This is a genomic window from Xanthomonas sp. D-36-1 (assembly GCF_017746155.1).
Taxonomy (GTDB): domain Bacteria; phylum Pseudomonadota; class Gammaproteobacteria; order Xanthomonadales; family Xanthomonadaceae; genus Xanthomonas; species Xanthomonas cissicola.
In genome coordinates, this window is record NZ_JAGHWR010000028.1 from 43,748 (window position 1) to 65,609 (window position 21,862).

General features: G+C 65.9%; 21 protein-coding genes and 2 other RNA genes. 20 read left to right on the forward strand and 3 right to left on the reverse strand.

The features are described from left to right. Positions 1-192: 192 nt before the first annotated feature. The 4 genes from J7367_RS08820 to J7367_RS08835 all read left to right on the forward strand — a co-directional run bounded on the left by J7367_RS08820 (position 193) and on the right by J7367_RS08835 (position 3,594). On the forward strand, positions 193-666 hold the full coding sequence (locus J7367_RS08820; protein ID WP_011050866.1) for a peptidylprolyl isomerase: 474 nt from the start codon (positions 193-195) through the stop codon (positions 664-666). A 152-nt stretch (positions 667-818) separates the two neighbouring features. Then, positions 819-2,195, forward strand: a complete 1,377-nt coding sequence (locus J7367_RS08825) for an Hsp70 family protein (protein ID WP_007967345.1) — start codon at positions 819-821, stop codon at positions 2,193-2,195. Between the two features lie 189 nt (positions 2,196-2,384). After that, positions 2,385-2,570: a hypothetical protein gene (locus J7367_RS08830; protein ID WP_022559758.1), complete on the forward strand. Its 186-nt coding sequence runs from the start codon at positions 2,385-2,387 to the stop codon at positions 2,568-2,570. A gap of 430 nt (positions 2,571-3,000) precedes the next feature. Beyond that, positions 3,001-3,594, forward strand: a complete 594-nt coding sequence (locus J7367_RS08835) for a mechanosensitive ion channel family protein (protein ID WP_057660924.1) — start codon at positions 3,001-3,003, stop codon at positions 3,592-3,594. 180 nt (positions 3,595-3,774) lie between these two features. Here the strand turns inward: J7367_RS08835 and J7367_RS08840 are convergent, their stop codons facing one another. Next, a complete protein-coding gene (locus J7367_RS08840) occupies positions 3,775-4,041 on the reverse strand; it encodes a DksA/TraR family C4-type zinc finger protein (protein ID WP_057660871.1) in 267 nt (88 codons plus the stop codon). A 173-nt stretch (positions 4,042-4,214) separates the two neighbouring features. Here J7367_RS08840 and J7367_RS08845 point away from each other — a divergent pair, with 173 nt between their 5' ends. Continuing rightward, positions 4,215-4,469 (forward strand): DUF2789 domain-containing protein, encoded by a 255-nt coding sequence (locus J7367_RS08845; protein WP_022559761.1) that lies wholly within the window; start codon positions 4,215-4,217, stop codon positions 4,467-4,469. A 162-nt stretch (positions 4,470-4,631) separates the two neighbouring features. Here J7367_RS08845 and J7367_RS08850 read toward each other — a convergent pair whose 3' ends face one another. Further along, positions 4,632-4,823, reverse strand: coding sequence for a DUF1328 domain-containing protein (locus J7367_RS08850; protein ID WP_057660868.1), 192 nt, complete (start codon positions 4,821-4,823; stop codon positions 4,632-4,634). A gap of 380 nt (positions 4,824-5,203) precedes the next feature. Between J7367_RS08850 and J7367_RS08855 the strand changes: the two genes are divergently transcribed. The 3 genes from J7367_RS08855 (at position 5,204) to J7367_RS08865 (ending at position 7,265) form a co-directional block, all read left to right on the forward strand. Then, positions 5,204-5,731, forward strand: a complete 528-nt coding sequence (locus J7367_RS08855; RefSeq protein WP_306347936.1) for a YgjP-like metallopeptidase domain-containing protein — start codon at positions 5,204-5,206, stop codon at positions 5,729-5,731. 90 nt (positions 5,732-5,821) lie between these two features. Next, a non-coding RNA gene (locus tag J7367_RS08860) (sX9 sRNA) lies at positions 5,822-5,898 on the forward strand. 266 nt (positions 5,899-6,164) lie between these two features. Continuing rightward, positions 6,165-7,265, forward strand: coding sequence for a Glu/Leu/Phe/Val dehydrogenase dimerization domain-containing protein (locus tag J7367_RS08865; protein WP_005924809.1), 1,101 nt, complete (start codon positions 6,165-6,167; stop codon positions 7,263-7,265). Positions 7,266-7,326: 61 nt separating this feature from the next. Here the strand turns inward: J7367_RS08865 and J7367_RS08870 are convergent, their stop codons facing one another. Then, positions 7,327-10,158, reverse strand: a complete 2,832-nt coding sequence (locus J7367_RS08870; RefSeq protein WP_057660862.1) for an autotransporter serine protease — start codon at positions 10,156-10,158, stop codon at positions 7,327-7,329. A gap of 153 nt (positions 10,159-10,311) precedes the next feature. Between J7367_RS08870 and J7367_RS08875 the strand changes: the two genes are divergently transcribed. From J7367_RS08875 to pdeM, 12 genes are all read left to right on the forward strand, one after another. After that, positions 10,312-11,487 carry a thiolase family protein gene (locus J7367_RS08875; RefSeq protein WP_017155623.1) on the forward strand — a complete coding sequence of 392 codons (1,176 nt, stop codon included), beginning with the start codon at positions 10,312-10,314 and terminating at the stop codon, positions 11,485-11,487. Positions 11,488-11,609: 122 nt separating this feature from the next. Further along, positions 11,610-11,951, forward strand: a complete 342-nt coding sequence (locus J7367_RS08880; protein WP_003489455.1) for a hypothetical protein — start codon at positions 11,610-11,612, stop codon at positions 11,949-11,951. A gap of 228 nt (positions 11,952-12,179) precedes the next feature. Further along, positions 12,180-12,506: a hypothetical protein gene (locus tag J7367_RS08885; RefSeq protein WP_011346837.1), complete on the forward strand. Its 327-nt coding sequence runs from the start codon at positions 12,180-12,182 to the stop codon at positions 12,504-12,506. A gap of 107 nt (positions 12,507-12,613) precedes the next feature. Further along, positions 12,614-14,323, forward strand: coding sequence for a diguanylate cyclase (locus J7367_RS08890; protein ID WP_057660860.1), 1,710 nt, complete (start codon positions 12,614-12,616; stop codon positions 14,321-14,323). 226 nt (positions 14,324-14,549) lie between these two features. Then, complete coding sequence (locus J7367_RS08895; protein WP_057660857.1) at positions 14,550-15,107, forward strand: polymer-forming cytoskeletal protein; 558 nt, start codon at positions 14,550-14,552, stop codon at positions 15,105-15,107. Beyond that, entirely contained in the window at positions 15,104-15,469 is a 366-nt protein-coding gene (locus tag J7367_RS08900; protein WP_008578205.1) for a hypothetical protein, read from the forward strand. The genes J7367_RS08895 and J7367_RS08900 overlap by 4 nt, the downstream gene beginning before the upstream one ends. Before the next feature lie 59 nt (positions 15,470-15,528). Then, positions 15,529-15,603: non-coding RNA, sX9 sRNA (locus J7367_RS08905), on the forward strand. Between the two features lie 258 nt (positions 15,604-15,861). Next, entirely contained in the window at positions 15,862-16,884 is a 1,023-nt protein-coding gene (locus tag J7367_RS08910; protein ID WP_017155620.1) for a ligase-associated DNA damage response exonuclease, read from the forward strand. Beyond that, positions 16,881-17,114, forward strand: coding sequence for a hypothetical protein (locus J7367_RS08915; RefSeq protein ID WP_017155619.1), 234 nt, complete (start codon positions 16,881-16,883; stop codon positions 17,112-17,114). The genes J7367_RS08910 and J7367_RS08915 overlap by 4 nt, the downstream gene beginning before the upstream one ends. Then, entirely contained in the window at positions 17,111-18,715 is a 1,605-nt protein-coding gene (locus tag J7367_RS08920; RefSeq protein WP_057660854.1) for an ATP-dependent DNA ligase, read from the forward strand. Before J7367_RS08915 ends, J7367_RS08920 begins: the two co-directional genes overlap by 4 nt. Next, positions 18,712-21,213: a ligase-associated DNA damage response DEXH box helicase gene (locus tag J7367_RS08925; protein ID WP_057660850.1), complete on the forward strand. Its 2,502-nt coding sequence runs from the start codon at positions 18,712-18,714 to the stop codon at positions 21,211-21,213. The genes J7367_RS08920 and J7367_RS08925 overlap by 4 nt, the downstream gene beginning before the upstream one ends. Beyond that, entirely contained in the window at positions 21,203-21,847 is a 645-nt protein-coding gene (gene pdeM / locus J7367_RS08930) for a ligase-associated DNA damage response endonuclease PdeM (RefSeq protein WP_057660848.1), read from the forward strand. The genes J7367_RS08925 and pdeM overlap by 11 nt, the downstream gene beginning before the upstream one ends. Positions 21,848-21,862 lie beyond the last annotated feature (15 nt).

Consider the following 21,862-nt stretch of genomic DNA (forward strand, 5'->3'; position numbering starts at 1 on the left):
CGTTGTCGCGCTGACGCATCTGGCACGAGCCTGGTCGTGGCGGTTGTGCCGCCAAGCTGATCCCCGCCTCAACCGCAAAACCGGCTGCAGTTGCATGATGCGGTGCGATTGCCTACGGTGTGCGTGCGGCACTTCTTCGCATCGTGAATCAGCCGATGCATTCCCTTCGATCATCCATCATGGAGGTTTCCAATGGAAATCAGCCAGGGTCGCGTTGCGACCATTCACTACACCCTTTCCGACGACAACGGCCAGGTGCTGGACCGCTCCACGCCCGACACGCCGCTGAGTTACCTGCATGGCGCCGGCAACATCGTGCCAGGCCTGGAGCAGGCACTGGAAGGCAAGCAGCTGGGCGATACGCTCACCGCCGACGTCGTGCCCGAACAGGGCTATGGTCCGCGTCATGAGCAGCTCATCCAGCAGGTGCCGCGCGATGCGTTTCCGACCGATGTCGATGTAGTCCCCGGCGTGCAGTTCGAGGCGCGCACGCAGCAGGGTCCGGTCCTGGTCACCGTGACCGAGGTTGGCCCGGATCAGGTCACCGTGGACGGCAATCACCCGCTCGCTGGGCAAACGCTGCACTTTGCGGTCGAAGTGGTGGCAGTGCGCGAGGCCACCACGCAGGAATTGAACGACGGCCACGTGGCCGAGCTGGCGGCCTGACCCGGCGCGCGCCGCGCGCCCCCGTGGCTGCGGCGCGGGCCAGTGCGCAGCACAACGCTCGGGTTTGGCCATGGCGTTACCGACGCTGCCAGTCTCGACGGCAGGTGCGGCAGGCGTAGTAAAGTGCGCGACCCGCTCTCAGGCCTGTCTGCATGAAACTCGGCATCGACTTCGGTACCAGCAACTCCGCCGCCGCGGCGATCGTCGATGGGCAGGTCGTGCCGGTGCGCTTCGGCGAGGCCTTGCAGTTCCGCACCACGGTGTATTTTCCGGAGACCATGCGCGACCCGGACGATTTCAGCCTGACGCCAGCGCTGGAATACGAGGTGGAGCGGCTCATCGACTCGGGCCGACGCGATGCATTGGCTGCCGGCCGCACCCCCAACAACGACAGCCTGCGCCGCGACGCAATCCGCATCGTGCGGCGGCAGTGGATGGAAGCGCAGGTGCGTGAGCCACGCACCTCCGCCGCCCTGCTGCAAAACGCCGTCTACGGCGACGAGGCGCTGGATGCGTATTTTCTCGAGGGCGAAGGCAGCCTGGTGCAAAGCCCCAAGTCGATGCTGGGCTACAACCTGCATCCGCGCGCGCGCCAGACCATTACCGGCATCGCCACCCATGTGCTGGAACACATCCGGCTGACTGCCTCGCGCCAGTTCGACATCAACATCCGTCGCGCCACCCTGGGCCGGCCGGTGCAATTTCGCAGTTCGATCGGTGAGGCCGGCAATGCGCAGGCGCTGGAGATCCTGCAGACCGCTGCGATCGCCGCCGGTTTCGACAACGTGGATTTTCTCGAAGAACCTGCAGCGGCCGCGATGCATTATCACGTCAGCCACGACAGCCGCCACGACACCGTGGTGGTGGATATCGGCGGCGGCACCACCGACATCGCCCATGCCAGCGTCGGTGGCAGCGCTGCGCCGCAGGTACACCGTGCCTGGGGGATCGCGCGCGGCGGTACCGATATCGATCTGGCGCTGAGCCTGGCGGCCTACATGCCGCTGTTCGGCCGCGGCATCACGCGCGTGCCTACCCACCACTACGTGGAGGCGGCGATGGTGCAAGACATGACGCGACAGCGCGAATTCCGCCTGCACAAGTACCAGGACGTGCCCGCCCCCTTCGACAAGCGCCTGCAGGCCCTGCAGGACACCGGCAACACCGCGCGTCTGTATCGCGGCGTGGAAGCCTGCAAGATCGCGCTCAGCGAGCTGGATCGGCACCAGGCCGCGCTCGACTTCATCGAGCGCGGCCTGGGCGTGGACGTGCAGGCCGATGCATTGGTCGCGTCCGCTTCCAGTTATCTGGGCGAACTGGCAGGCCTGCTGGCACAGGTACGCGCCGACATGGCGGCCGCACCGGCGACGGTGTTCCTCACCGGCGGCATGTCGCGGGCCGGCTATATCCGCGAGACCGTGGCCGCTGCGTTCCCCGAATCGCGCCTGGTGCATGGCGATCCGTCATTCGGCGTGGTCCAGGGATTGGCCTGGGCGGCCGCGCAGGCAGTCCATTCGTCGGACGATTAACACGCGCCGCCGCGTCATCCCCTATAATGCGCGGTTGCTGCTCGACGCCTAGCCGTCTTGCCTGCAACGGCACGCACAGCGTGCCACCGCGATGGCGCACCGAACGCCGTCGCACTCTCGACACCGCTTCCGCGCGCGCCACCCTAGCAGCACGCGGTGTCACCGCACTTCCCCGCTACAGGAGGCCACATGGCACGTCCCGCGACCAAGCAGAAATCCCAGCCCAGCATCGCTCGCAGCGAAGGTAAGTCGCAGCCGCTCAGTCGTGAGCGCATCGCTGCCGACATCGCCGCGTTCCGCAAGACCGGCGGCCGGATCGAAGTGCTCACCACCAACTTCGGCCCGGCGCGCAACGACGGCGACAAGGCCGCCTAACGCAGCCAACAACGCGGCAGGTTGCAATGCATGGTGCCGCGAAGTGGAACTGTTGTACCGACGTGCCACCGCAAGGTGGCATGTTTGTTTCTGGCGTCCGGCGATGTCATTCATACGCATCGCGCAGGAATGCGACTTCAGTGCGACGTCGTGTCGCTTCTGGCGATGACCCGCGCAATGACTTCGCACGGGTTGCCGATGCGCGGCGACCGGACGCTGCGGGCGCGTCGGCGCCTCGCGCCGCACCCGCGCGAACGCGCCGGGCTTGCACCCACCAACTCCATCCGCATGCGCGCGTCGGCATGCATTCATGGAGTGCCTGCCATCTGCCGCACTCCTGCATTCGCAGATGAGCATGCATTCACTCTGCGCACCTACAGCGCAGAGTTGGCCCGCTACAATGGACGCCCCGTTGATCCTGCACGATGCGATGTCCGCCTCCGATGCGTTGCCCGCCATGATCCGCAGCCTGTTGCCCCACTGGAATCCGGAATGGCTGGCGATTGCAGTACCGACGGTCAAGATCGTGCTGATCCTGGCAGTTGCCGCGTTGGTCCGCCTGCTGCTCCGGCAACTGCTGCGGCGGCTGTGCACACGCTACAGCGTGCCCGCCGAAATGATGATCGGTATCCGCCGCGTCGGCAGCTTCGTCATTTCGGTCAGTGCCTTGCTGATGGTGCTGCGGGTCATCGGCGTCTCGGGCGGCACGTTATGGACCGCATTCACCGGGTTCGCAGCCGTCGGCGCAGTAGCCTTCTTCGCTGCATGGAGCGTACTGTCCAATATCTTCTGCACGTTCCTGATCATCACCACGCGGCCGTTTCGCCTGCACGATCACATCGAGGTACTCGAAGGCGGCGACAAGCCCGGCTTGAAGGGACGTGTGATCGATATCAACGTGATCTACACCACGCTGGAAGAAACCGGCGACCATGCCGGCAGCGTATTGCAAGTCCCCAATAGCCTGTTTTTCCAGCGCACCGCGCGTCGCTGGCGCGAGACCGGCGGCTTCAACGCCAACTAGGCGCAAGGCGAAGCCGCTTTGCTGCGGCCAGTTCGCCAGTGGCAGAACCCAAACACGTCCTCGTCGGCAAGCGGCAAGCCCCAACGACTACAGCAAGCTCCACTGCGTTGCCCGCTTGCGATAGAGACGCTGTACGGGATCGCGGTCGCAATGGCATCGTGGAGATGACCCCTCAACCACTCAACGCAGCTGACCGTCCTTGCTGCCGCGACGGTTGTAGCCGCTTTGCGCAGCCTGCTCCAAGTCATGCGCTTGTTGGCAGTTCACGCACAAGTGCACGCCGGGCACTGCCTTGCGGCGCGCCTCGGGAATCGGTGTCTCGCACTCTTCGCAGTGCGTCAGGCTCGGCCCGTGATGCAACTGACTCCGTGCGCGCTTGATTGCATCGTCGACAGTGGCATCGATCTGGTCCTGTACCGCCCCATCACCCGCCCATCCGGTCGCCATGATCGCTACACCTCGCTGGTCTGGACACACATATGGTCATTCGCGCAGGCAAATCCAAGCCGCATGTGCACAGTACGCTCAAGCTGGTTGCACTAGCATCAAGCCAACGCCACTGCCGCTACGGGCGGCAAGTGACCAGGCACTCCGTCATCCGCACTTACGAAGGAACAGCAATGGAACAGCCCGTCCACCCGTTTTCCGAACTATTCGCCCAGCTTGGCCTGCCGTCCGACGAAGCCAGCATTCGCAGCTTCATTGCCGAGCATTCCCCGCTGCCAGGCGAGATGCGCCTGGAAGAAGCACCGTTCTGGACGCCTGCCCAATCCCAGCTGTTGCGTGAAGAACGCCTCGACGATGCCGACTGGATCGTGACCATCGATCAACTCAATATCGCCCTGCATACCACTGCCAACGATACCGGCGTTTGAGCCAGGCGCGCGCGTCGCGTACGCCACGCTTGAGATCGCCTGCAGCTGACATGCGGGCCAGCGCCTCGGCAGAAAAAAAGGAGCGGCCATTGGCCGCTCCTTCGCATCACAGGTAACACAGCCGCACAGCAATGCGCTTGCTCGGCTGTGCAGCATGCGTCGTCAGGTCACTTTCTTGGCAATCGTCATGCCCAGCACGAACAGCACGAACAGCACGAACAGCACGATGGCAATGATGATGCCCGCCCAGAACAGGAACTTGGCGATACCCATCGCCGCGCCGGCCATGCCGCCGAAACCCAGCGCACCGGCGATCAAGCCGATAATTGCGAAAATGATGGCCCACTTGATCATGATGTTGTCTCCTCATCGGCACCGTGCCGTTGTTTGATCGTGTGCTTGCGGCGCAGCGCCACAAAACATGCACCGCACGCTACCGATTCGAATGTGCCGCACTCGTGAATACGCCTGACACACGCTGCAATACGTGCATTGCATTCACAGAGCAAGCGCCGCGTCCACGCAACCGTGCGCGCTTCTGGAGAAATGATCACAGCTGCACGCGGGGCCACCCCTCCGCGGCGAAGCACCGCATCCGCGTGACATCGTGCAAGCCGCACTGAACGCAACCGATGCACGCGCTTGCCCCATCGACTCTCGGTGCGCATGCGCAACTGGTTCGCAGTCACGCATCCGCACGCGTGGATTGGTCAGTGGCTGACACATCGGCGATCATGCGCGCTTGCCCGCGACCGATCGCCATGGACACTCTTCGCTACCTCACCGGCTATCCGCCCGCCGTCCTGGATCAGGTACGCGAGCTGATCGCACAGGACAAGCTCGCCGCCGTGCTGGCACGGCGTTACCCGGACCGACACGCGATCCGCACCGACCGCCATCTCTACGAGTACGTCAAGGCGATGAAGGAGCGCTACATGCGCTCATCGCCCACCTTGCACAAGGCGATGTACGACAACCACCTGCAGGTGGTGAAGCATGCGCTGGGCACGCATACGGCGATCTCGCGCATGCACGGCGGCCGTTTGAAGGCCAGCCGCGAGATCCGCATCGCATCGGTGTTTCGCGACGCGCCGGAACCGTTCTTGCAGATGATCGTGGCGCACGAACTGGCGCACCTGAAGGAGGCCGATCACAACAAGGCCTTCTACCAGCTCTGCAACCACATGACCCCGGACTATCACCAGCTGGAATTCGACCTGCGTCTGTATTTGACGCAACTAGCCCTGTCCGCCGATCGCTGATCGCTGATCGTACAGGACGCGTGCAAGACCACGCGCGGCTCTGCGCTCACCGCCAGGCGAGCATGCACGCGGCCGGTGCTCGGAATGAGCAGGTCCCCCTCGTCCACTGCAGTCCCGCGCGCGCCGCCTACCTCCGCCTGACGACCGCTCGCTACGTGGTGTCGGCCACTCTAGGAGGCGTTTCCGGTCGCTGGCGTTCGCATGCGGCCACGTCCCGGCAGGCAGCAAATGGTTGGGGACGCTATGGTTCCGCCAGCAGTGCTATCGGCATTGGTGAACAGATTCATGCACAAGCCCCTGCCGACGTGGTTTAAAATGTTGCAGCGCGACGTGATCGGACAGGATCTGCAAACGTCGCGTTTTTTGTTTCCCACGGCACGGGTGCATGCCCGGCTTCAGGGAAGGCACATCACGCAGCCCCGCGGAGCCTTCGATGCTTTTCGAAACCCTCGATACCACCGGCCACGAGCAGGTGATTTTCTGTCACAACCGCGATGCCGGACTCAAGGCGATCATCGCCCTGCACAGCACGCGCCTTGGGCCAGCGTTGGGTGGCGTGCGGATGCGCCCCTATGCCAGTAGCGAGGCGGCACTCAACGACGCGCTGCGGCTGAGCCGCACCATGACCTACAAGAACGCCCTGGCCGGCCTGAATGTCGGCGGCGGCAAGGCGGTCATCATCGGCGACCCTCGGACCGACAAGACCGAAGCGCTGTTCCGCGCCTTCGGCCGATTCGTCGACACCCTCGGCGGGCGCTACATCACCTCCGAGGACGTCGGCACCGACGTCAATGACATGGAGCAGATCTACCTGGAGAGCGAATACGTCACCGGCGTGCACCAGGTGCACCGCGGCTCCGGCGACCCTGCCCCGTTTACGGCCTATGGTGCGCTGCAGGCGCTGATGGCCTCGCTCAACCGCAAGCTCGGCCACGAAGAAGTCGGCAAGGCCAGCATCGCGATCCAGGGGCTGGGCCATATCGGCATGGAGTTGGTGAAGCTGCTCAAGGAGCGCGGCGCAAAACTCTATGTGGCCGACCTGAATCAGGCGTTGGTCGACCGCGCCGTGGCCGAATACGGCGCAGAAGCGGTGCGCCCGGATGAAATCCATCAGGTATCGGCCGACGTATTTGCTCCCTGCGCGCTGGAAGGCGCCATCAACGAAGACACGCTGCCGCAACTCAAGGCCAAGATCATCTGCGGCACCGCTAACAATCAGCTTGCCAGCGCCGCCATCGGCGAAGAGCTGCATCGGCGCGGCATTTTGTATGCGCCCGATTACGTGGTGAATGCCGGCGGGGTGATGAATGTGTCGCTGGAGATCGACGGCTACAACCGCGAACGTGCGATGCGGCTGATCCGCAGCATCTATCACAACCTGGAAAAGGTTTTCGATCTGTCAACGCAGCTGGACGTTTCGCCGCAGCAGGCGGCCGATCAGATTGCCGAAGCGCGCATCGAGGCCATCAGCAAGCTCAAACTGCCGCTGGGCCGCACCGCACCGCGCTTCCTGCACAAGCTGCGCGGCGAGTGAAACCCTGTCCAGGCACGCTGCCTGGACAGGGACCACATGCCTCAGCCAGGCAAGGCGCCGATCAGAAATCGGCGCTGTATCGCAGGCTCAGCGCACGGTCGTCGCCGCGTTCGCCCACCCGCTGGTCGTAACCGAAACGCAGCTGGCTCTGCTGGCCAACCGGTGCTGCAGCAGTGATGCCGAACAGACCACCCGAGCGTGCCGGCTGCATGCCACGCAGCGGTGCCCACGCATCCACCCCGACGAAGCTGGCATCCAGCGTCAAGCCATCGCTGCTCAGCGCTTGCTGCCATTCGGCGTAACTGCCCAACTGGATACCGCGCCAACGATACGCCGAGCGCACGCCGGCAAGCGCCTGCGTGCGCGAGGACGTACTCGCATCGGCACGCAAGCCGAAACCATCGCCGCCGTTTTCGCGGAAGCCACCGCTGCGCAAACGCACATAATCCAGGCCCATATACGGCGTCAGGCTTGCATGCGCACCGCCCAGGCGGTACCCGGTTTCCAGATTGCTGCTGAGGTAACTGCCGCTGTAGTCGCTGAAGGCGCTGCTGCGGTCTTCGCCCAGCTGCAGGGTGCGCTCGATCTGACGATTGACGTTGCCAAAGCCCAGCTGACCCAACGTGTACGCAGCGCCCAGTGTCGTGCCCCAATACAGCTGCGCCTGCACCTGACGATCGCGCCCGCGTGCCCCATCCAGGTCGCCCAGGCTGCTGGAGCGCGTTTCGCCGAACGCAAAGCCGGTAACCGCACCGGAAGCCAGACGCAGATCGTTGCCCATCATCCAGCCGGAGGTGGCAAAGCCCGAAGTGGTTGCACCGCCCTCGCCCGGCCCGCCAAGTGCCCGCTGCCAGTTGCCCAACAGACGCGGCTGTTGCGAGAGACCATCGAAATGCGCTGCCAGTGCGCGGCGACCCAGATCGATGGTGTCGAAGGTCATCGCCGCAGAGTCGGCATGCGCGCGGCCGGACAGGCTGCGCAGCGAATCCGCGGCGGCCTTGGCCGTGGGCGATTGTTGCAAGGCAGCTGCAGCGCGAATGAAGCCGCCGCTGAGTGCACCATTGCCCTGGAACTGCTGCGCATCGACCTGCTGGAACGCCTGCTCGACGCGGATGGCCGAATCCATCGATGCGGTGCCGATCGCGCCCAGCGACGCAGCGACCGCGGTGACATCCATGCGCTGCAGCGACACATACGCGGCGTTGGCGTCGTAGCTGCGCGTGGCGCTAAGAAAGGTCACCGCCGGCCCGCTGCTCAGCGTGTCGAATGTGCCCTGCAGACCATCGGTCGCCTGCAGCACTGCGTAGGTCGTGTTGTTGACGACGTAGTCGCGCCGACCGAGCAATTGCAGGTCGCCTGCGATGGTCGCCGTGCCCGCGACATTCAAACGGTCACCCACATTCACTGCCAGGCGACCGTTGCTGGCCTGAGTGTAGTTGCCGGCAATGGATGCGGTCGCGCCGTTGACCTGCAAGGTCCCGGCATTGTCGACCCGACCACCGATGCTGCCCGCGCCGACCAGGCGCGCGCCGTTGGCGATGCTCACGCGCGCACTCTGCAAGCTGGCGGTCTGCAAGGTGCCGCCAAGTACCTGGGTGTCGCCGGTGAAGGCATTGGCCGTGCTGCTCAATACCAAGGTGCCGGTGCCGCGCTTGGTCAGGCCGCCGGTGCCACTGATGGCGTTGGCCCAGGTCGAACGCAAGGTCGTGACATTGACATCCACCGTGCCCCAATCGAAGCGTGCCGGCCCCAACACTGCCTTGCCGACGTTGAGCAGGCCGTAGCCGAAGACCGGATCCACGCCCGCAGCTCCCAAGTCGGTGGCGGTTCCCAGCAAGGTCTGGCGCACCAGATCGTTGTTGAAATACGGAAATGCCTGCCACACCAGCGCAGCCGCACCGGAGACCAGCGGCGCTGCAAACGAGGTGCCGCTGCCGTAGAAATAACGGATGTTGCCGGCAGTGGCGTCCGGGTCGATGAACAGCGACGTGCCTGGCGCGACCAGGCAGTAGCGCATCGCCACACCACAGGCGTTGGAGTACGACGCCAGTTGCGTCGGGTTGGCGGTATCCAGCGCGCCCACCACCAACCAACCGCGCTCCAGATCGGCCGCCGGCAGCGTTCCGTTGGGGCCAGGCTGACTGGGCAGCGCCGCCGTATCGGAGGGCTGCGAGCGCGATTCATTGCCCGACGCGAACACCACCAGCCCATCGTTACTGAGGATGAAGGGGCGATATTCCTGGGCAATCTGATTGGTCACCGTCGGGTCGTTCCAGTACAGGCCGCCCCACGAGTTGTTCATGATGCGCACACCGGCACTGATCAGATCGGCGTGCACCGGTCCCAGGCCAAGCGGTCCATCGACCTCGTTGCCGTCGCCGCTGCCGTCATCCTCCGGCGCACGGTCGCTGATGATGCGCGCAGACACCAGGCCCGCGCCCGGCGCGATGCCGCCGGGCCATTGCCCGACCGCACGCCCGGCGGCCAGCTCGGCCACCACGGTTCCGTGCCCGACCACATCGCCCACCGCAGTGTTGTTGGTGCGTGGGTCCACATAGATGAAGCTGTCGCTTACGCGTCCCTGCAACGCCGGATGATTGGCATTGATGCCGGTATCGATGACGCCGATGCGGTACCCAGCACCCGTGAAGCCAAGCGCCTGCGCCGCACGCGCGTTGGTCAGCGCCAGATGCGCATCGATCGCCGGCTCCGGCGTGGTGGGCGTCGTCACCGGTGGCGGCGGCGATGTTGGCGGCGGCGGCGGCGAGGTCACCGGCGGTGCGGCCGGAGTGCTTGGACGGATACCACCTCCGCCACCACCACCGCCACATGCGGTCAACGCAACGGCCAGCGCCGAGGCCAGTACAGTCCTGGCGACGTCTTGCTTCTTCATTTGTGTTCTCCCCGAACCCATTCCATGGATGGGGCCCAATCGGGCCCGAATAACGCTTTGCTTACTTTAATCGGAAAGGGTGCGCGTGGGGCGCGTGCTAGCGCGGCGCCGCCATGAGGCAGATAATCGTTTCACTTTAAACGGTATCTGCTCATGTCCGACATCGTCATCGTTGCTGCCAAACGTACTGCCATCGGCTCGTTCCTCGGCCAATTCAATGCGGTGCCGGCACCCACGCTCGCCGCGGCTGCCATCCGGGGCGCGCTCGCGCAATCGGGCATCGCACCTGCCGATATTTCCGAGGTCATCGTCGGCTGCGTGCTGCCGGCCAATCTCGGCCAGGCACCTGCGCGCCAGGCCGCGATTGCCGCGGGCATTCCTACCTCCACCGGCGCCACCACCATCAACAAGGTGTGCGGCTCGGGCATGAAGGCGATCATGTTGGGACACGACCTGATCAAGGCCGGCTCGGCCAGCATCGTGGTGGCCGGCGGCATGGAGTCGATGAGCAATGCCCCGCATCTGCTGCCCAACTCGCGTACCGGCAACCGCTACGGCAATTTCCAGGCGGTCGATCACATGGCCTGGGACGGCCTGACCAATCCGTATGACGGCCAGGCCATGGGCGTGTTCGGCGAAGCCACCGCGGAGACGTTCGGCTTCACCCGCGCCGACCAGGATGCATTCGCGATCGCCTCGGTGGAACGCGCGCAGGCGGCGCAGCGCAGCGGCGCGTTTGCCGACGAAATCGTGCCGGTGACGGTCGCCACGCGCAAGGGCGAAGTCGTCGTGGACAGCGATGAGCAGCCGGGCAAATCGGACGTGGCCAAGATTCCAACGCTGAAGCCGGCCTTCAAGAAGGACGGCAGCGTGACCGCGGCAAGTTCCTCGAGTATTTCCGATGGCGCGGCAATCACCGTCCTGATGAGCGCGGACGACGCGCAACGCCGCGGCGTGACGCCGCTGGCGCGCATTGTCGGCCACGTCACCCATTCTCAGGAGCCGGAGTGGTTCACCACCGCACCGGTCGCTGCAATTCAAGCGCTGCTCGGCAAGCTCGGCTGGCAATTGGACGATGTGGATCTGTTCGAAATCAACGAAGCCTTCGCCGTCGTAGCGATGGCACCGATCAAGCAACTCGGCATCGCGCACGAGAAGGTCAATGTGCATGGCGGCGCCTGCGCATTGGGCCATCCGATCGGCGCATCCGGCGCGCGCTTGGTGGTGACATTGGTGAACGCGTTGCGCAGCCGCGGAGGCAAGCGCGGAATCGCAACGCTATGCATCGGTGGCGGCGAAGCGACCGCCATCGCTATCGAATTGATTTAATTATCTTTAACGGCGATTTTGCAAAACTGAATACGCGTGCGCTTGACACTCGTCTTGTGGCCGTCATCATGTCGGGGGCGCGCAATAGCGCGTTGCCTAATCTAACGACGAGGATTGAAACAATGACCATCAACAAGCTGCTGATCGCAATGGCTCTGGGCCTGGCCCTGACCGCTTGCTCGAAGCCGGAACAGGCTCAGGACGCTGCTGCTTCGGCTAACGAAGCTGCTGCCGACGCTCAGACCGCTGCCGACCAGGCTGCTGCCTCGGGCTCGCAGTCGGCTGACGCCGCTCAGGCTGCTGCCAACACCGCTGCTGCTTCGGCCGACACCGCTGCTGACGCTGCCCAGGCTGCTTCCGGCGCCGCGACCGACGCTGCTGCTGACCAGGCTGCCGACGCTGCCAAGACGGCTGAAGACACCGCCAAGGCTGCCAAGGACACCGCAGAAGAAGCCAAGAAGTAATCACTTCTTGACTCCAAGCGAGTTCGAAAAAAGCCGCTGGTTTCCAGCGGCTTTTTTTTGCCTGCGATTCCGGCCTTGCACGCCGTACCCGCCGGCATGACCACCAACATCCTGCAAGACTGCGTCTGTCTACCCCGTGGCTGAATGGCCGGCTGCGCATTGACGCAGACTGCATCGCCTCCTGCATAAGCTCCGGCTTCCAACACCGGAACAGGAACAGGACCACCCATGAAGACGATCCGCATGCTGTCGTTGAGCGCCATCGCCGCCCTCACCCTTGCTGCCTGTCAGGGCCCGGATGCCGAGCAGGCGCGCCGCGATGCCGCGTCTGCCGCCAAGCACGCCGCCGCCGCGACCGAACAGGCCGCAGACCGTGCAGCAGTGGAAGCGAAGGCCGCAACTGCCGATGCACGCGTGGCTGCGCGCGAGTTGGCCGCAGACGCCAGCCGCGCCACCGCCAATGCGGCCGATGCCACCGCCGACAAGACGCGTGAAATGGCCAACAAGGCCGAACAGAACGCCGACAAGCACGACGCCGACCACGCGCAGCACTGAGTCGCCCCTCTTTCGCGGCACCCGCAACGCGCCGGCCATGTGCCGGCGCGCTTGTCTCGGCCGACGGGTGGCTCGTGTTGTCGAGGCCGGCAGGCTAGCATTCGCATATGTCCTCTTCTTTTACGTCACGCCGGCGCAACCAGCTGGCGCTGATTTTTTCTGCGCTGATCTTCGTCGTCATCGGAATCGGCATCTTCGTCGGTGCCCGCCGTTCGCTGGCCGACGCCGCGCTGGTGTCGCATACCCACGAGGTGATCGGGCGGGTCGACGAGATCCAGGCGCGCGTGCTCGATGCCGAATCGGCGCAGCGTGGTTTCCTGCTCACCGGCAACGACGCCTACCTGCTCGACTACCACACCAGTGTCGAACGTTTGCCGATCCTGCTGGACAACCTGCGCCGCCTGATCGTCGACAACCCCGCGCAGGAGCAGCACCTGGCGCAGTTGCAACGGCTGGTGGAAACCCGCCTGCGGCAGATTCAGCACGTGCTCGACATCTATACGCAAAGTGGGCTGGAGCCGGCACGTGCCGACATCCGGCAGAGCGCCTTCCGCACCACCAGCGCGATCCGCGAGCAGGCATTGGCGATGGTGCAGCGCGAACAGGAACTGCTGGCACAGCGCGCGCGAAGCAGCGAACAAAGCGCCAACCTGTTGCTGGCACTGGCGCTGGCCGGCATTCCGTTCGGGCTGGTGGTGGTGGGCATGGTCTATGCGCTGTTGATGCGCGAACTGCGCCATCGCGCGCAGGCCGAACAGCTGGCGGCGCAAGCCAATCGCGAGTTGGGCGAGAGCATCGACGCACTGCAGCGCAGTACCGCCGACCTCAACCTGCTCAGCCGCTACACCGGCCTGCTGCAGAGCTGCATCAGTGCCGAAGAAGCGTTGATGGTCAGCAGCCGTACCCTGGCCAGCCTGCTGCCGGGCGTGGCGGGAAGCGTGTACCTGCTGCGCGCCTCGCAAGACCGCGCCGAGGCGATCAGCCACTGGGGCGAGCCGCTGGTGCGCAGTGCGCCGCATCTGTCGCCGGAGCAATGCTGGGCGCTGCGCCGCGGCCAGCCGCATATCGTCCACGACCTGGGCCGGGATGCGCTGTGTGCGCATATCGAAGAACCCGCACGCGATGCGTCCGTCACCACCACGTGCCTGCCGATGTCGGCGCAAGGCACCCAGCTCGGGTTTCTGTTCCTGTCCGCAGCCGGCCCGGGACCGATGCCGCGGCTGGAAATCGCCGAGGCGGCCGCCGAGCAGTTGTCGTTGGCGCTGAGCAACCTGCGCCTGCGAGAATCACTGCGCCGGCAGTCGATCCGCGATGCGCTGACGGGGCTGTATAACCGCCGCTATCTGGAAGAATCGCTGAGCCACGAGTTGGCGCGGTGCGCACGGCGTGGTCTGCCGCTGTCGGTGTTGATGCTGGACGTGGACCATTTCAAACAGTTCAACGACAGCCAAGGCCATGCCGGTGGCGACCTGTTGCTGGCAGCGGTGGGCGAGGTGCTGCTGACCCGCCTGCGCGCCGAAGACGTGGCATGCCGCTACGGCGGTGAGGAATTCACCGTCCTTCTGCCCGAAGCCGATGGCGAGGAAGCCATGCGCGTGGCCGAGCAGATCCGCGGTTACATCGCCGCGCTGGCGGTCAGCGACGGTGCGCGCGCGTTGCCGAAGGTGACTGCCTCGATCGGCGTGGCCAGTTTCCCGGCCGATGGCGAACAGGGTGCGAGCCTGATCCAGAAAGCCGACGCAGCGCTGTATCGCGCCAAGCGCGCTGGGCGCAACCGGGTCGAGCGACACGGTGCTGCGACGGACAGTGCGAACTGAAAGCAGCTGACAAAGCCGCGGCGCAGCTGCCAGGCCGGTGCGGCCGCGTCCGCGATGTGTCGAGCGACACTGCCGCCCTGTACACCGCACCCACCTGAGCTCTGCTCGCGACGTTTGCCGACAGCTTCGGCACGCACGCCGTCCATCGCGGATTGCGGAGTTCGTCACACAAAAGATCCAGTTGCGCGGCGATAGTCGGCCTCGCCCCCTAAAGCGAGGCAGTCCGATGTCGATGTGGCGCGATCAAGGTCCCAACAAGAAAGACGGCGTTCCGGTCACCCCCGAGGTTCCTGCTGCCGATGGCAGGCTGTTCACCGCCGAGACCAGTCCCGCACCGCCGGTGCCCGCCGCCGCAGCGCCCAGCGTCGCACCGGCAACTGCAGCCACACAGCGTCACAGCGAAGCGAAAGAGTCGCTGATCGCTGCCGACATCAGCATCGAAGGCAAGATCGAAGGCGCCGGCCATGTGCGCTTGGCCGGCCGCTTCAAGGGCGATGTCAACGTCAAGGGCGATCTGACCATCGAACGCGGCGCCAAGCTCAATGGCGGCGTGCGCGCCAACAAGGTGATCATCGCCGGCGAGCTGGAGGGCAACATCGAATCTGCCGCGCAGGTCGAACTGCAGACATCCGGTGTGTTGGTCGGCGACGTCAAGGCCGGCAGCCTCACGGTGGCATCGGGTGCGCGCATGCGCGGCCAAGCCGATTTCGGCTGGGGCGATGATGGCGGCAAGCCGGTCGCGCCCAACAAGCCGGTCGTCAGCGGAGACAGCGACGCCACATGAGTGCACCTCGCCCGGGCACGCCCGGCGCCACGCGTAGCTGCCCGCACTGCAAGGCGACGATCCTGGAAAGCGCCAGCGTCTGCCCTGCGTGCAAGCACCACCTGCGCTTCGATTCGGCGGCTGCGCAACACGCGCAGCCGGCGCCGATCGTGCCGCTCAAGGTCGACGGCACCATCCGCCACCCGGCCGACGGCGATCCATGGGAATACACGGTGGTGGTGGTGGTGCGCAACGGTAAGGGCGAGGAGATCCGTCGCCAGGTGGTCGATGTCGGCGCCATGCACGGCGGCGAAGAACGCGGCTTCACCCTGGCGGTGGAAGCGAGCGCGGTGCGTTCGCCTGGGCGACGTACGCGGCATTAAGAACAGCTAACAAAAACGACTGCGCAGCCAGGCGGGCGCGGCCGTTGCCCGGAATCGGTGTGTACCACGCGTACACCGCGGTTCCTTCGTACCGTCGACGCCACCTGACGGCCGCTCGCTTTGTTTTGTTGGCCGCTCTAAGGCGTCCACGATCCACGCGGCTGCCAACACTACTAAACGCGCACTGCCGGACGAACGTGGCGGTGAACTGACCGGCATGTGCCATGCGTGCACCCTTGGCTTCTGCACGCTGGCCTCTGCGCGCCGTCCACGCCCGTCCGGCGGCGGCTCGCGACGTCGTGGCACCTGCCGGTCAGCGCGTGCTGCACGAACGCACCGGCGCACGGCTCCCATTCTCAGGATCTGCACACCGGCTTGGCCAGAGTTGCCGCATGCGCAACGGCAACGATGAGACAACTCACACACGCGGCGATCTGGTGGTGCTCGGGCCGGAGGGCCTGTATTGCCCGCAAGGCGACTTCCATATCGACCCGTGGCGGCCGGTGCCGCGCGCGGTGATCACGCATGGTCACGGCGACCACGCCCGCAGCGGCATGGGCGAGTACCACTGCACGCGCGAGAGCCTGTCCATCCTGCAATGGCGCCTGGGCGAACAGGTCTATCACACGCATGCGGATGGTGAAACGTTTCAGCTGGGTCGTGCGCGCGTGTCGCTGCATCCGGCCGGACACGTGCTGGGGTCGGCGCAGGTGCGCATCGAAGTGGATGGCGAGGTCTGGGTGGCCTCCGGCGACTACAAGCGCCAGCCCGACCCCACCTGCAAGCCGTTCGAAGTGGTGCCGTGCGACACCTTCATTACCGAGGCGACGTTCGGCCTGCCGGTGTATCGCTGGCCCGACACCTCCGAGGTCGCGGCCGATATTTCCGCTTGGCGCCGCGAATGCGCCGAACGCGGCGAAGCGGCCATCCTGTATTGCTATGCGCTGGGCAAGGCGCAACGCGTATTGGCCGAATTGCGCGCGTGGGAGACGCAGCCGGCATTGCTGCATGGCGCCGTCGCGGTAGGTGTGGAGGTCTACCGCCAGGCAGGCATCCCGATGCTGGACACCCAGCCGGTCAGCGAGCATGCGCGCGGCGCCGACTATGCCGGGCAGTTGGTCATCGCACCGCCATCGGCGGCCGGCAGTGCCTGGATCCGCCGGTTCCGCAGCGCACAGCAGGGCTTTGCCTCGGGCTGGATGCGCATCCGCGGCAATCGCCGTCGGCGCAATTACGACCGCGGCTTTGTGGTCTCCGACCATGCCGACTGGCCCGACCTGCTGCGCACCATCGAAGAAACCGGCGCACAGCGCGTCATTGCCACCCATGGCAATACCGATGCATTGATCCAACACCTGCGGGAGCGCGGCGTCGCAGCAGAAGCCTTCCGCACCGATTTCGGAGCCGAGGAATGAACCCGCTGCCCGCACGTCGTTATGTTCGCGCGCGTCCGCGCATTCGCCTGAGCGGTGCGCTCGCGTTCCGCCGTCATGCATTGGCGTTTTGCGTGCATCGCAGCGCACCAGCGGCCACCATCGGTCCACCGCGACCGCTACGGCGCCCACGCGTGCTTGCCGCGTTTACCCGACGCGCACTGGAACTGCGTGCTCCCGACAGGCGCGCAGCGCCACGGGCGCTGCTGTGAGGCGTTTCGCGGCGTTGTATCGCACCCTGGACCGCAGCACCGGCACGCTCGACAAGCGCGCTGCACTGGTGGCGTATTTCCGCGAGGCGCCCGCGCTGGATGCGGCATGGGCGCTCTATCTGATGGCCGGTGGCAAGGTGGCCAGTGCGCGCATGCGCATTGCCAGCAGCGGCGAGCTGCGTGAATGGATCACCGACACCGCCGGCGTTGCCGACTGGCTGGTCGCCGACAGCTACGACCATGTCGGCGATCTGGCCGAAACGCTGGCCCTGCTGCTGGACGACCCGGTCACCGAGGCGGCCGACCTGCCCCTGGCAGAGTGGATCGAACAGCGGCTGCTGCCGATCGCCAACCAGGACGTGGACATCCGCAAGGCCTGCATCGTGCAGGCGTGGCGCAGCCTGGCCTTCGACGAGCGGCTGGTGTTCAACAAGCTGCTGACCGGCGCACTGCGGGTTGGCGTGTCGCAACGGCTCGTGCAGCAGGCGCTGGCCGAATTGTCGGGCGTGGACATCGCGCGCATTGCCCAGCGCATGCTGGGCAGTTGGCGGCCGCATCCGACCTATCTTGCAGACCTGTTGACCAGCGAAGAACTGCCCGGCGAACGCCAGCAGCCCTACCCGTTCTTCCTGGCTTCGCCGCTGGAAGCGGAGGTCGAAACGTTAGGCGCCATCGACGACTGGCTGCTGGAATGGAAATGGGACGGCATTCGCCTGCAGCTGATTCGCCGCGCTGGCGAAGCGGCACTGTGGTCGCGCGGCGAAGAACGTCTGGATGGACGTTTCCCTGAAATCGAACACGCCGCGATGCAGTTGCCAGACGGCACCGTCATCGATGGCGAGCTGCTGGCCTGGCAACCCGAACAGCCCCTGCCGATGCCGTTTACCGCCTTGCAGACGCGCATCCAGCGGCTCAAGCCCGGGCCCAAGACCTTGGCCGCCGCACCGGCACGCGTGGTGGCCTACGACCTGCTGGAACTGGCGGGCGAAGACCTGCGCGAGCGCCCGCTGCAGGAGCGGCGCGCTCTGCTGGAAGGTGTACTCTCCGCGCTTGCAGACCCGCGCATCATTGCCTCGCCGCTGGTGCAGGTCAGCGATTGGCAGGCCGCAGCGCAGGTGCGCGTGGAAGCGCGCGAACGCGGCGTGGAAGGGTTGATGCTCAAGCGCGCCGGCTCGGTGTATCAATCTGGTCGCCGTCGCGGCGACTGGTGGAAATGGAAGATCGACCCACTCACCATCGATGCGGTGCTGCTGTACGCGCAAGCCGGCCACGGCCGACGCAGCACGCTCTATACCGACTACACCTTCGGGCTGTGGCATGAGGGCCAACTGGTACCGATCGCCAAGGCGTATTCCGGCCTGGACGACAAGGAAATCCTGCAGCTGGATCGCTGGATCCGTGCCAACACCACCGAGCGTTTCGGCCCGGTGCGTGCGGTCACCGCGCAGCATGTGTTCGAGCTGGGGTTTGAAGCGGTGAACCGCAGCGCGCGGCACAAGTCCGGCATCGCAGTGCGCTTCCCGCGCATCCTGCGCTGGCGTCACGACAAGCCAATGGCCGAAGCCGACCACCTGAGTACCCTGCAGGCACTGGCGCGGTGAGCGTCACGCAGCACACGTACGGCACGCCACTGCAACAGTGGCGTGCCTGGTTCGCGCAGCGCGGCTGGGCGCCGCTGACGTTTCAACGCGATGTGTGGAAGCGCTATCTCGACGGCGAATCCGGCCTGCTGCACACGCCCACCGGCAGCGGCAAGACGCTGGCGGCATTCGGCGGGCCGTTGCTGGAGGCGTTGGCCGCACGTGGGCGCACATCCCCGCGCAAACCGGGCAAACCCGCCTCGCCTGCGCGTCGCCAGCCGCAACGCAATCTGCAGGTGCTGTGGATCACGCCGCTGCGCGCATTGGCCGCCGACACCGCACGCGCGCTGCGCGAGCCGGTGGATGCATTGGGGCTGGATTGGCAGGTGGGCCTGCGCACCGGCGATGCCAGCGCGCGCGACAAGCGGCTGGCCCGCAGCGGCAAGCTCGATGTACTGGTGACCACGCCCGAATCGCTGGCCTTGCTCTTGTCGTATCCGGATACCGCACCGCAGCTATCGGCATTGCGCTGCGTGATCGTCGACGAATGGCACGAACTGCTGGGCAACAAGCGCGGCGTGTTGCTGCAGCTGTGTCTTGCGCGCTTGCGCGGCTGGACGCCGCAACTGCGCATCTGGGGGCTGTCGGCAACGCTGGGTAATTTGTCGCAGGCACGCGATGTGCTGTTGCCGCATCGCCCCGAGGCGGCGCTGGTCTCCGGCGTCAAACCGCGCACGATGACGCTGGAGACCTTGCTGCCGGACAGCGGCGAGCGCTTTCCCTGGGCAGGCCACCTCGGTCTGGCGCAACTGGCGCGCGTGCTGCAAAAGATCATGCAACAGCGCACCAGCCTGGTGTTTACCAATACGCGCGCGCAGGCCGAGTTGTGGCATCAGGCCTTGAGCGCGGTGTGGCCCGAAGACCTGGCTACGCTGGCGCTGCACCACGGCTCGCTGGATCCGTCGCTACGCACCGCCGCCGAACGCGGGCTGGCCGACGGCAGCCTGCGCTGCGTGGTCGCCACCTCCAGCCTGGATCTGGGCGTGGACTTCCCGGCGGTGGATCAGGTGCTGCAGGTCGGCAGCCCGAAAGGCATCGCGCGCCTGCTGCAACGCGCCGGCCGCGCACGCCATCGTCCCGGCGAGTCGGGCCACGTGGTGTGCGTCCCCTCGCATGCACTGGAGCTGGTCGAATATGCCGCGGCCCGTCGCGCGCTGGTGCACGGCCATATCGAAGCGCGCCCACCGCCACGGTTATCGCTGGACGTACTGGCGCAGCACTGCGTCACCCTCGCCCTCGGCGGCGGCTTCCACGCCGACGCGTTGTTCGAGGAAGTGCGCGGTACCGATGCCTTCGCCGCACTGGAAAGGACCACCTGGAACGCGGTGCTGGATTTCATCGTGCAAGGCGGCAGCGCGCTGGCGCACTACCCGGACTTTCACAAAGTGGTGCGCGACGAGGAGGGTCTGTACCGCGTGATCGACCGGCGCGTCGCGCTGCGGCATCGGCTGTCCATCGGCACGATCACCAGCGACGGCAGCGTGCGCGTGCAGTTTCTGCGCGGCGGACGGCTAGGCGCGGTGGAAGAACAATTCATCGGCCGCCTGCGCCGCGGCGACCGCTTCCAGTTCGCCGGCCGCCTGCTGGAACTGGTACGCCTGGAAGACATGACTGCCTATGTGCGCGTGGCCAAGGGTGGCAGCGGCGTGGTCCCGAAGTGGATGGGCGGGCGCATGCCGTTGTCATCTGCGCTGGGACGCGAGGTGGAAGCGGTGTTCGCCGAGCCCGGCGATGCGCCGGAGATGCAGGCACTGGCGCCGTTGCTGCACCTGCAGGCGTCGCTCTCTTCGCTGCCCGGGCCGGACCATCTATTGGTGGAAAGCGTCAAGGCGCGCGACGGCCGCCACGTCTTCGTCTACCCATTTGCCGGCCGGCAGGTCAACGAAGGCCTGGCCGCGTTGCTGGCGGCACGTTGGGGCCGACGCCAGCGCAATACCTTCAGCTTCGCTGCCAACGACTACGGCTTTGTGCTGTCGCCAGCGCAGGATGTCGACATCGATGCCGATGTGCTGCAGGCCCTGCTCTCGCCGGCGGGACTGTTCGACGATCTGCGCGACAGCCTCAACCTCGGCGAGCTGGCCCGCCGGCAGTTCCGCGAAATCGCGCGCGTGGCGGGCTTGTTGTCGCCGTCGTTGCCTGGCCGTGCGCCGCGCAGCCTGCGCCAGCTGCAGGCGTCCAGCGGTTTGTTGTACGACGTGTTGCAACGCTTCGACCCCGATCACCTGCTGCTCGCCCAGGCCGAGCGCGAGGTGTTCGAAGGCCAGCTCGAACTGGCGCGGCTTGCGCATGCGCTGGAAGACTGCGCGCGTCGCGAGTTGCGCCTGCGCAAGCCACGCAGCCTCACGCCGTTATCGTTTCCGCTGTGGGCCGAACGCGTGCGTGGGCAGCTGAGTACCGAGGACTGGAAGGCGCGCGTCTTGCGTGCTGCCGAACAACTGGAACGCAAGCATGGGCGATAGCGTGCAGCTGCAGCTGGCCGGCGAAACCGTGGAATTGCTCGGCGAGCGTGCGTTGTATCGCCCGGCACACCGTGCGCTGTTGATCGCCGACCTGCACCTGGGCAAGGCCGATGTCTTCCGACGTGCCGGCATCGGCTTGCCGGCCGGCGGCACCGCGCACGATCTGGAGCGGCTGGATGCGTTGCTGGATCAACGCGATGTCCGGACGCTGTGGATTTTGGGCGACCTGTTGCACGGGCCCGCGCCGCGTGCCGCCTGGCACCGACGCTGGAGCGCATGGCGCGAACGGCATTGCGCGTTGCGCGTGATCGCCATCCGCGGCAATCACGACCGCGCCCTGGCCGGTGCGGAGTTGCACATCGAAGCGGCCGGCGAACAGGTCGAAGATGGACCGTTCGTGCTGCGCCATGACCCATTGCCGCATCCCACCGGCCACGTGCTATGCGGGCACCTGCATCCCCTGGCCAAGCTGCCAGGGCTGTCGCGGCGCTGGCCGGCGTTCTGGTTGCGCGAGCGCGTCACCATCCTGCCGGCGTTCTCGCAGTTCACCGCAGGCATCGTGCCGACGTTGACCGAAGGCGAGCGCCTGGTTGCCTGCGTGGAAGGCGATGCGTTGGCACTGCCGGTGCGTTAGCCCTGCCACGCACGC

Excerpts from the sequence above, each read along its gene's own strand:
- J7367_RS08820 (WP_011050866.1), top strand. The coding sequence starts at position 193 with ATGGAAATCAGCCAGGGTCGCGTTGCGACCATTCACTACACCCTTTCC.
- J7367_RS08825 (WP_007967345.1), top strand. The coding sequence starts at position 819 with ATGAAACTCGGCATCGACTTCGGTACCAGCAACTCCGCCGCCGCGGCG.
- J7367_RS08830 (WP_022559758.1), top strand. The coding sequence starts at position 2,385 with ATGGCACGTCCCGCGACCAAGCAGAAATCCCAGCCCAGCATCGCTCGC.
- J7367_RS08835 (WP_057660924.1), top strand. The coding sequence starts at position 3,001 with ATGTCCGCCTCCGATGCGTTGCCCGCCATGATCCGCAGCCTGTTGCCC.
- J7367_RS08840 (WP_057660871.1), bottom strand. The coding sequence starts at position 4,041 with ATGGCGACCGGATGGGCGGGTGATGGGGCGGTACAGGACCAGATCGAT.
- J7367_RS08845 (WP_022559761.1), top strand. The coding sequence starts at position 4,215 with ATGGAACAGCCCGTCCACCCGTTTTCCGAACTATTCGCCCAGCTTGGC.
- J7367_RS08850 (WP_057660868.1), bottom strand. The coding sequence starts at position 4,823 with ATGATCAAGTGGGCCATCATTTTCGCAATTATCGGCTTGATCGCCGGT.
- J7367_RS08855 (WP_306347936.1), top strand. The coding sequence starts at position 5,204 with ATGCGCGCTTGCCCGCGACCGATCGCCATGGACACTCTTCGCTACCTC.
- J7367_RS08865 (WP_005924809.1), top strand. The coding sequence starts at position 6,165 with ATGCTTTTCGAAACCCTCGATACCACCGGCCACGAGCAGGTGATTTTC.
- J7367_RS08870 (WP_057660862.1), bottom strand. The coding sequence starts at position 10,158 with ATGAAGAAGCAAGACGTCGCCAGGACTGTACTGGCCTCGGCGCTGGCC.
- J7367_RS08875 (WP_017155623.1), top strand. The coding sequence starts at position 10,312 with ATGTCCGACATCGTCATCGTTGCTGCCAAACGTACTGCCATCGGCTCG.
- J7367_RS08880 (WP_003489455.1), top strand. The coding sequence starts at position 11,610 with ATGACCATCAACAAGCTGCTGATCGCAATGGCTCTGGGCCTGGCCCTG.
- J7367_RS08885 (WP_011346837.1), top strand. The coding sequence starts at position 12,180 with ATGAAGACGATCCGCATGCTGTCGTTGAGCGCCATCGCCGCCCTCACC.
- J7367_RS08890 (WP_057660860.1), top strand. The coding sequence starts at position 12,614 with ATGTCCTCTTCTTTTACGTCACGCCGGCGCAACCAGCTGGCGCTGATT.
- J7367_RS08895 (WP_057660857.1), top strand. The coding sequence starts at position 14,550 with ATGTCGATGTGGCGCGATCAAGGTCCCAACAAGAAAGACGGCGTTCCG.
- J7367_RS08900 (WP_008578205.1), top strand. The coding sequence starts at position 15,104 with ATGAGTGCACCTCGCCCGGGCACGCCCGGCGCCACGCGTAGCTGCCCG.
- J7367_RS08910 (WP_017155620.1), top strand. The coding sequence starts at position 15,862 with ATGCGCAACGGCAACGATGAGACAACTCACACACGCGGCGATCTGGTG.
- J7367_RS08915 (WP_017155619.1), top strand. The coding sequence starts at position 16,881 with ATGAACCCGCTGCCCGCACGTCGTTATGTTCGCGCGCGTCCGCGCATT.
- pdeM (WP_057660848.1), top strand. The coding sequence starts at position 21,203 with ATGGGCGATAGCGTGCAGCTGCAGCTGGCCGGCGAAACCGTGGAATTG.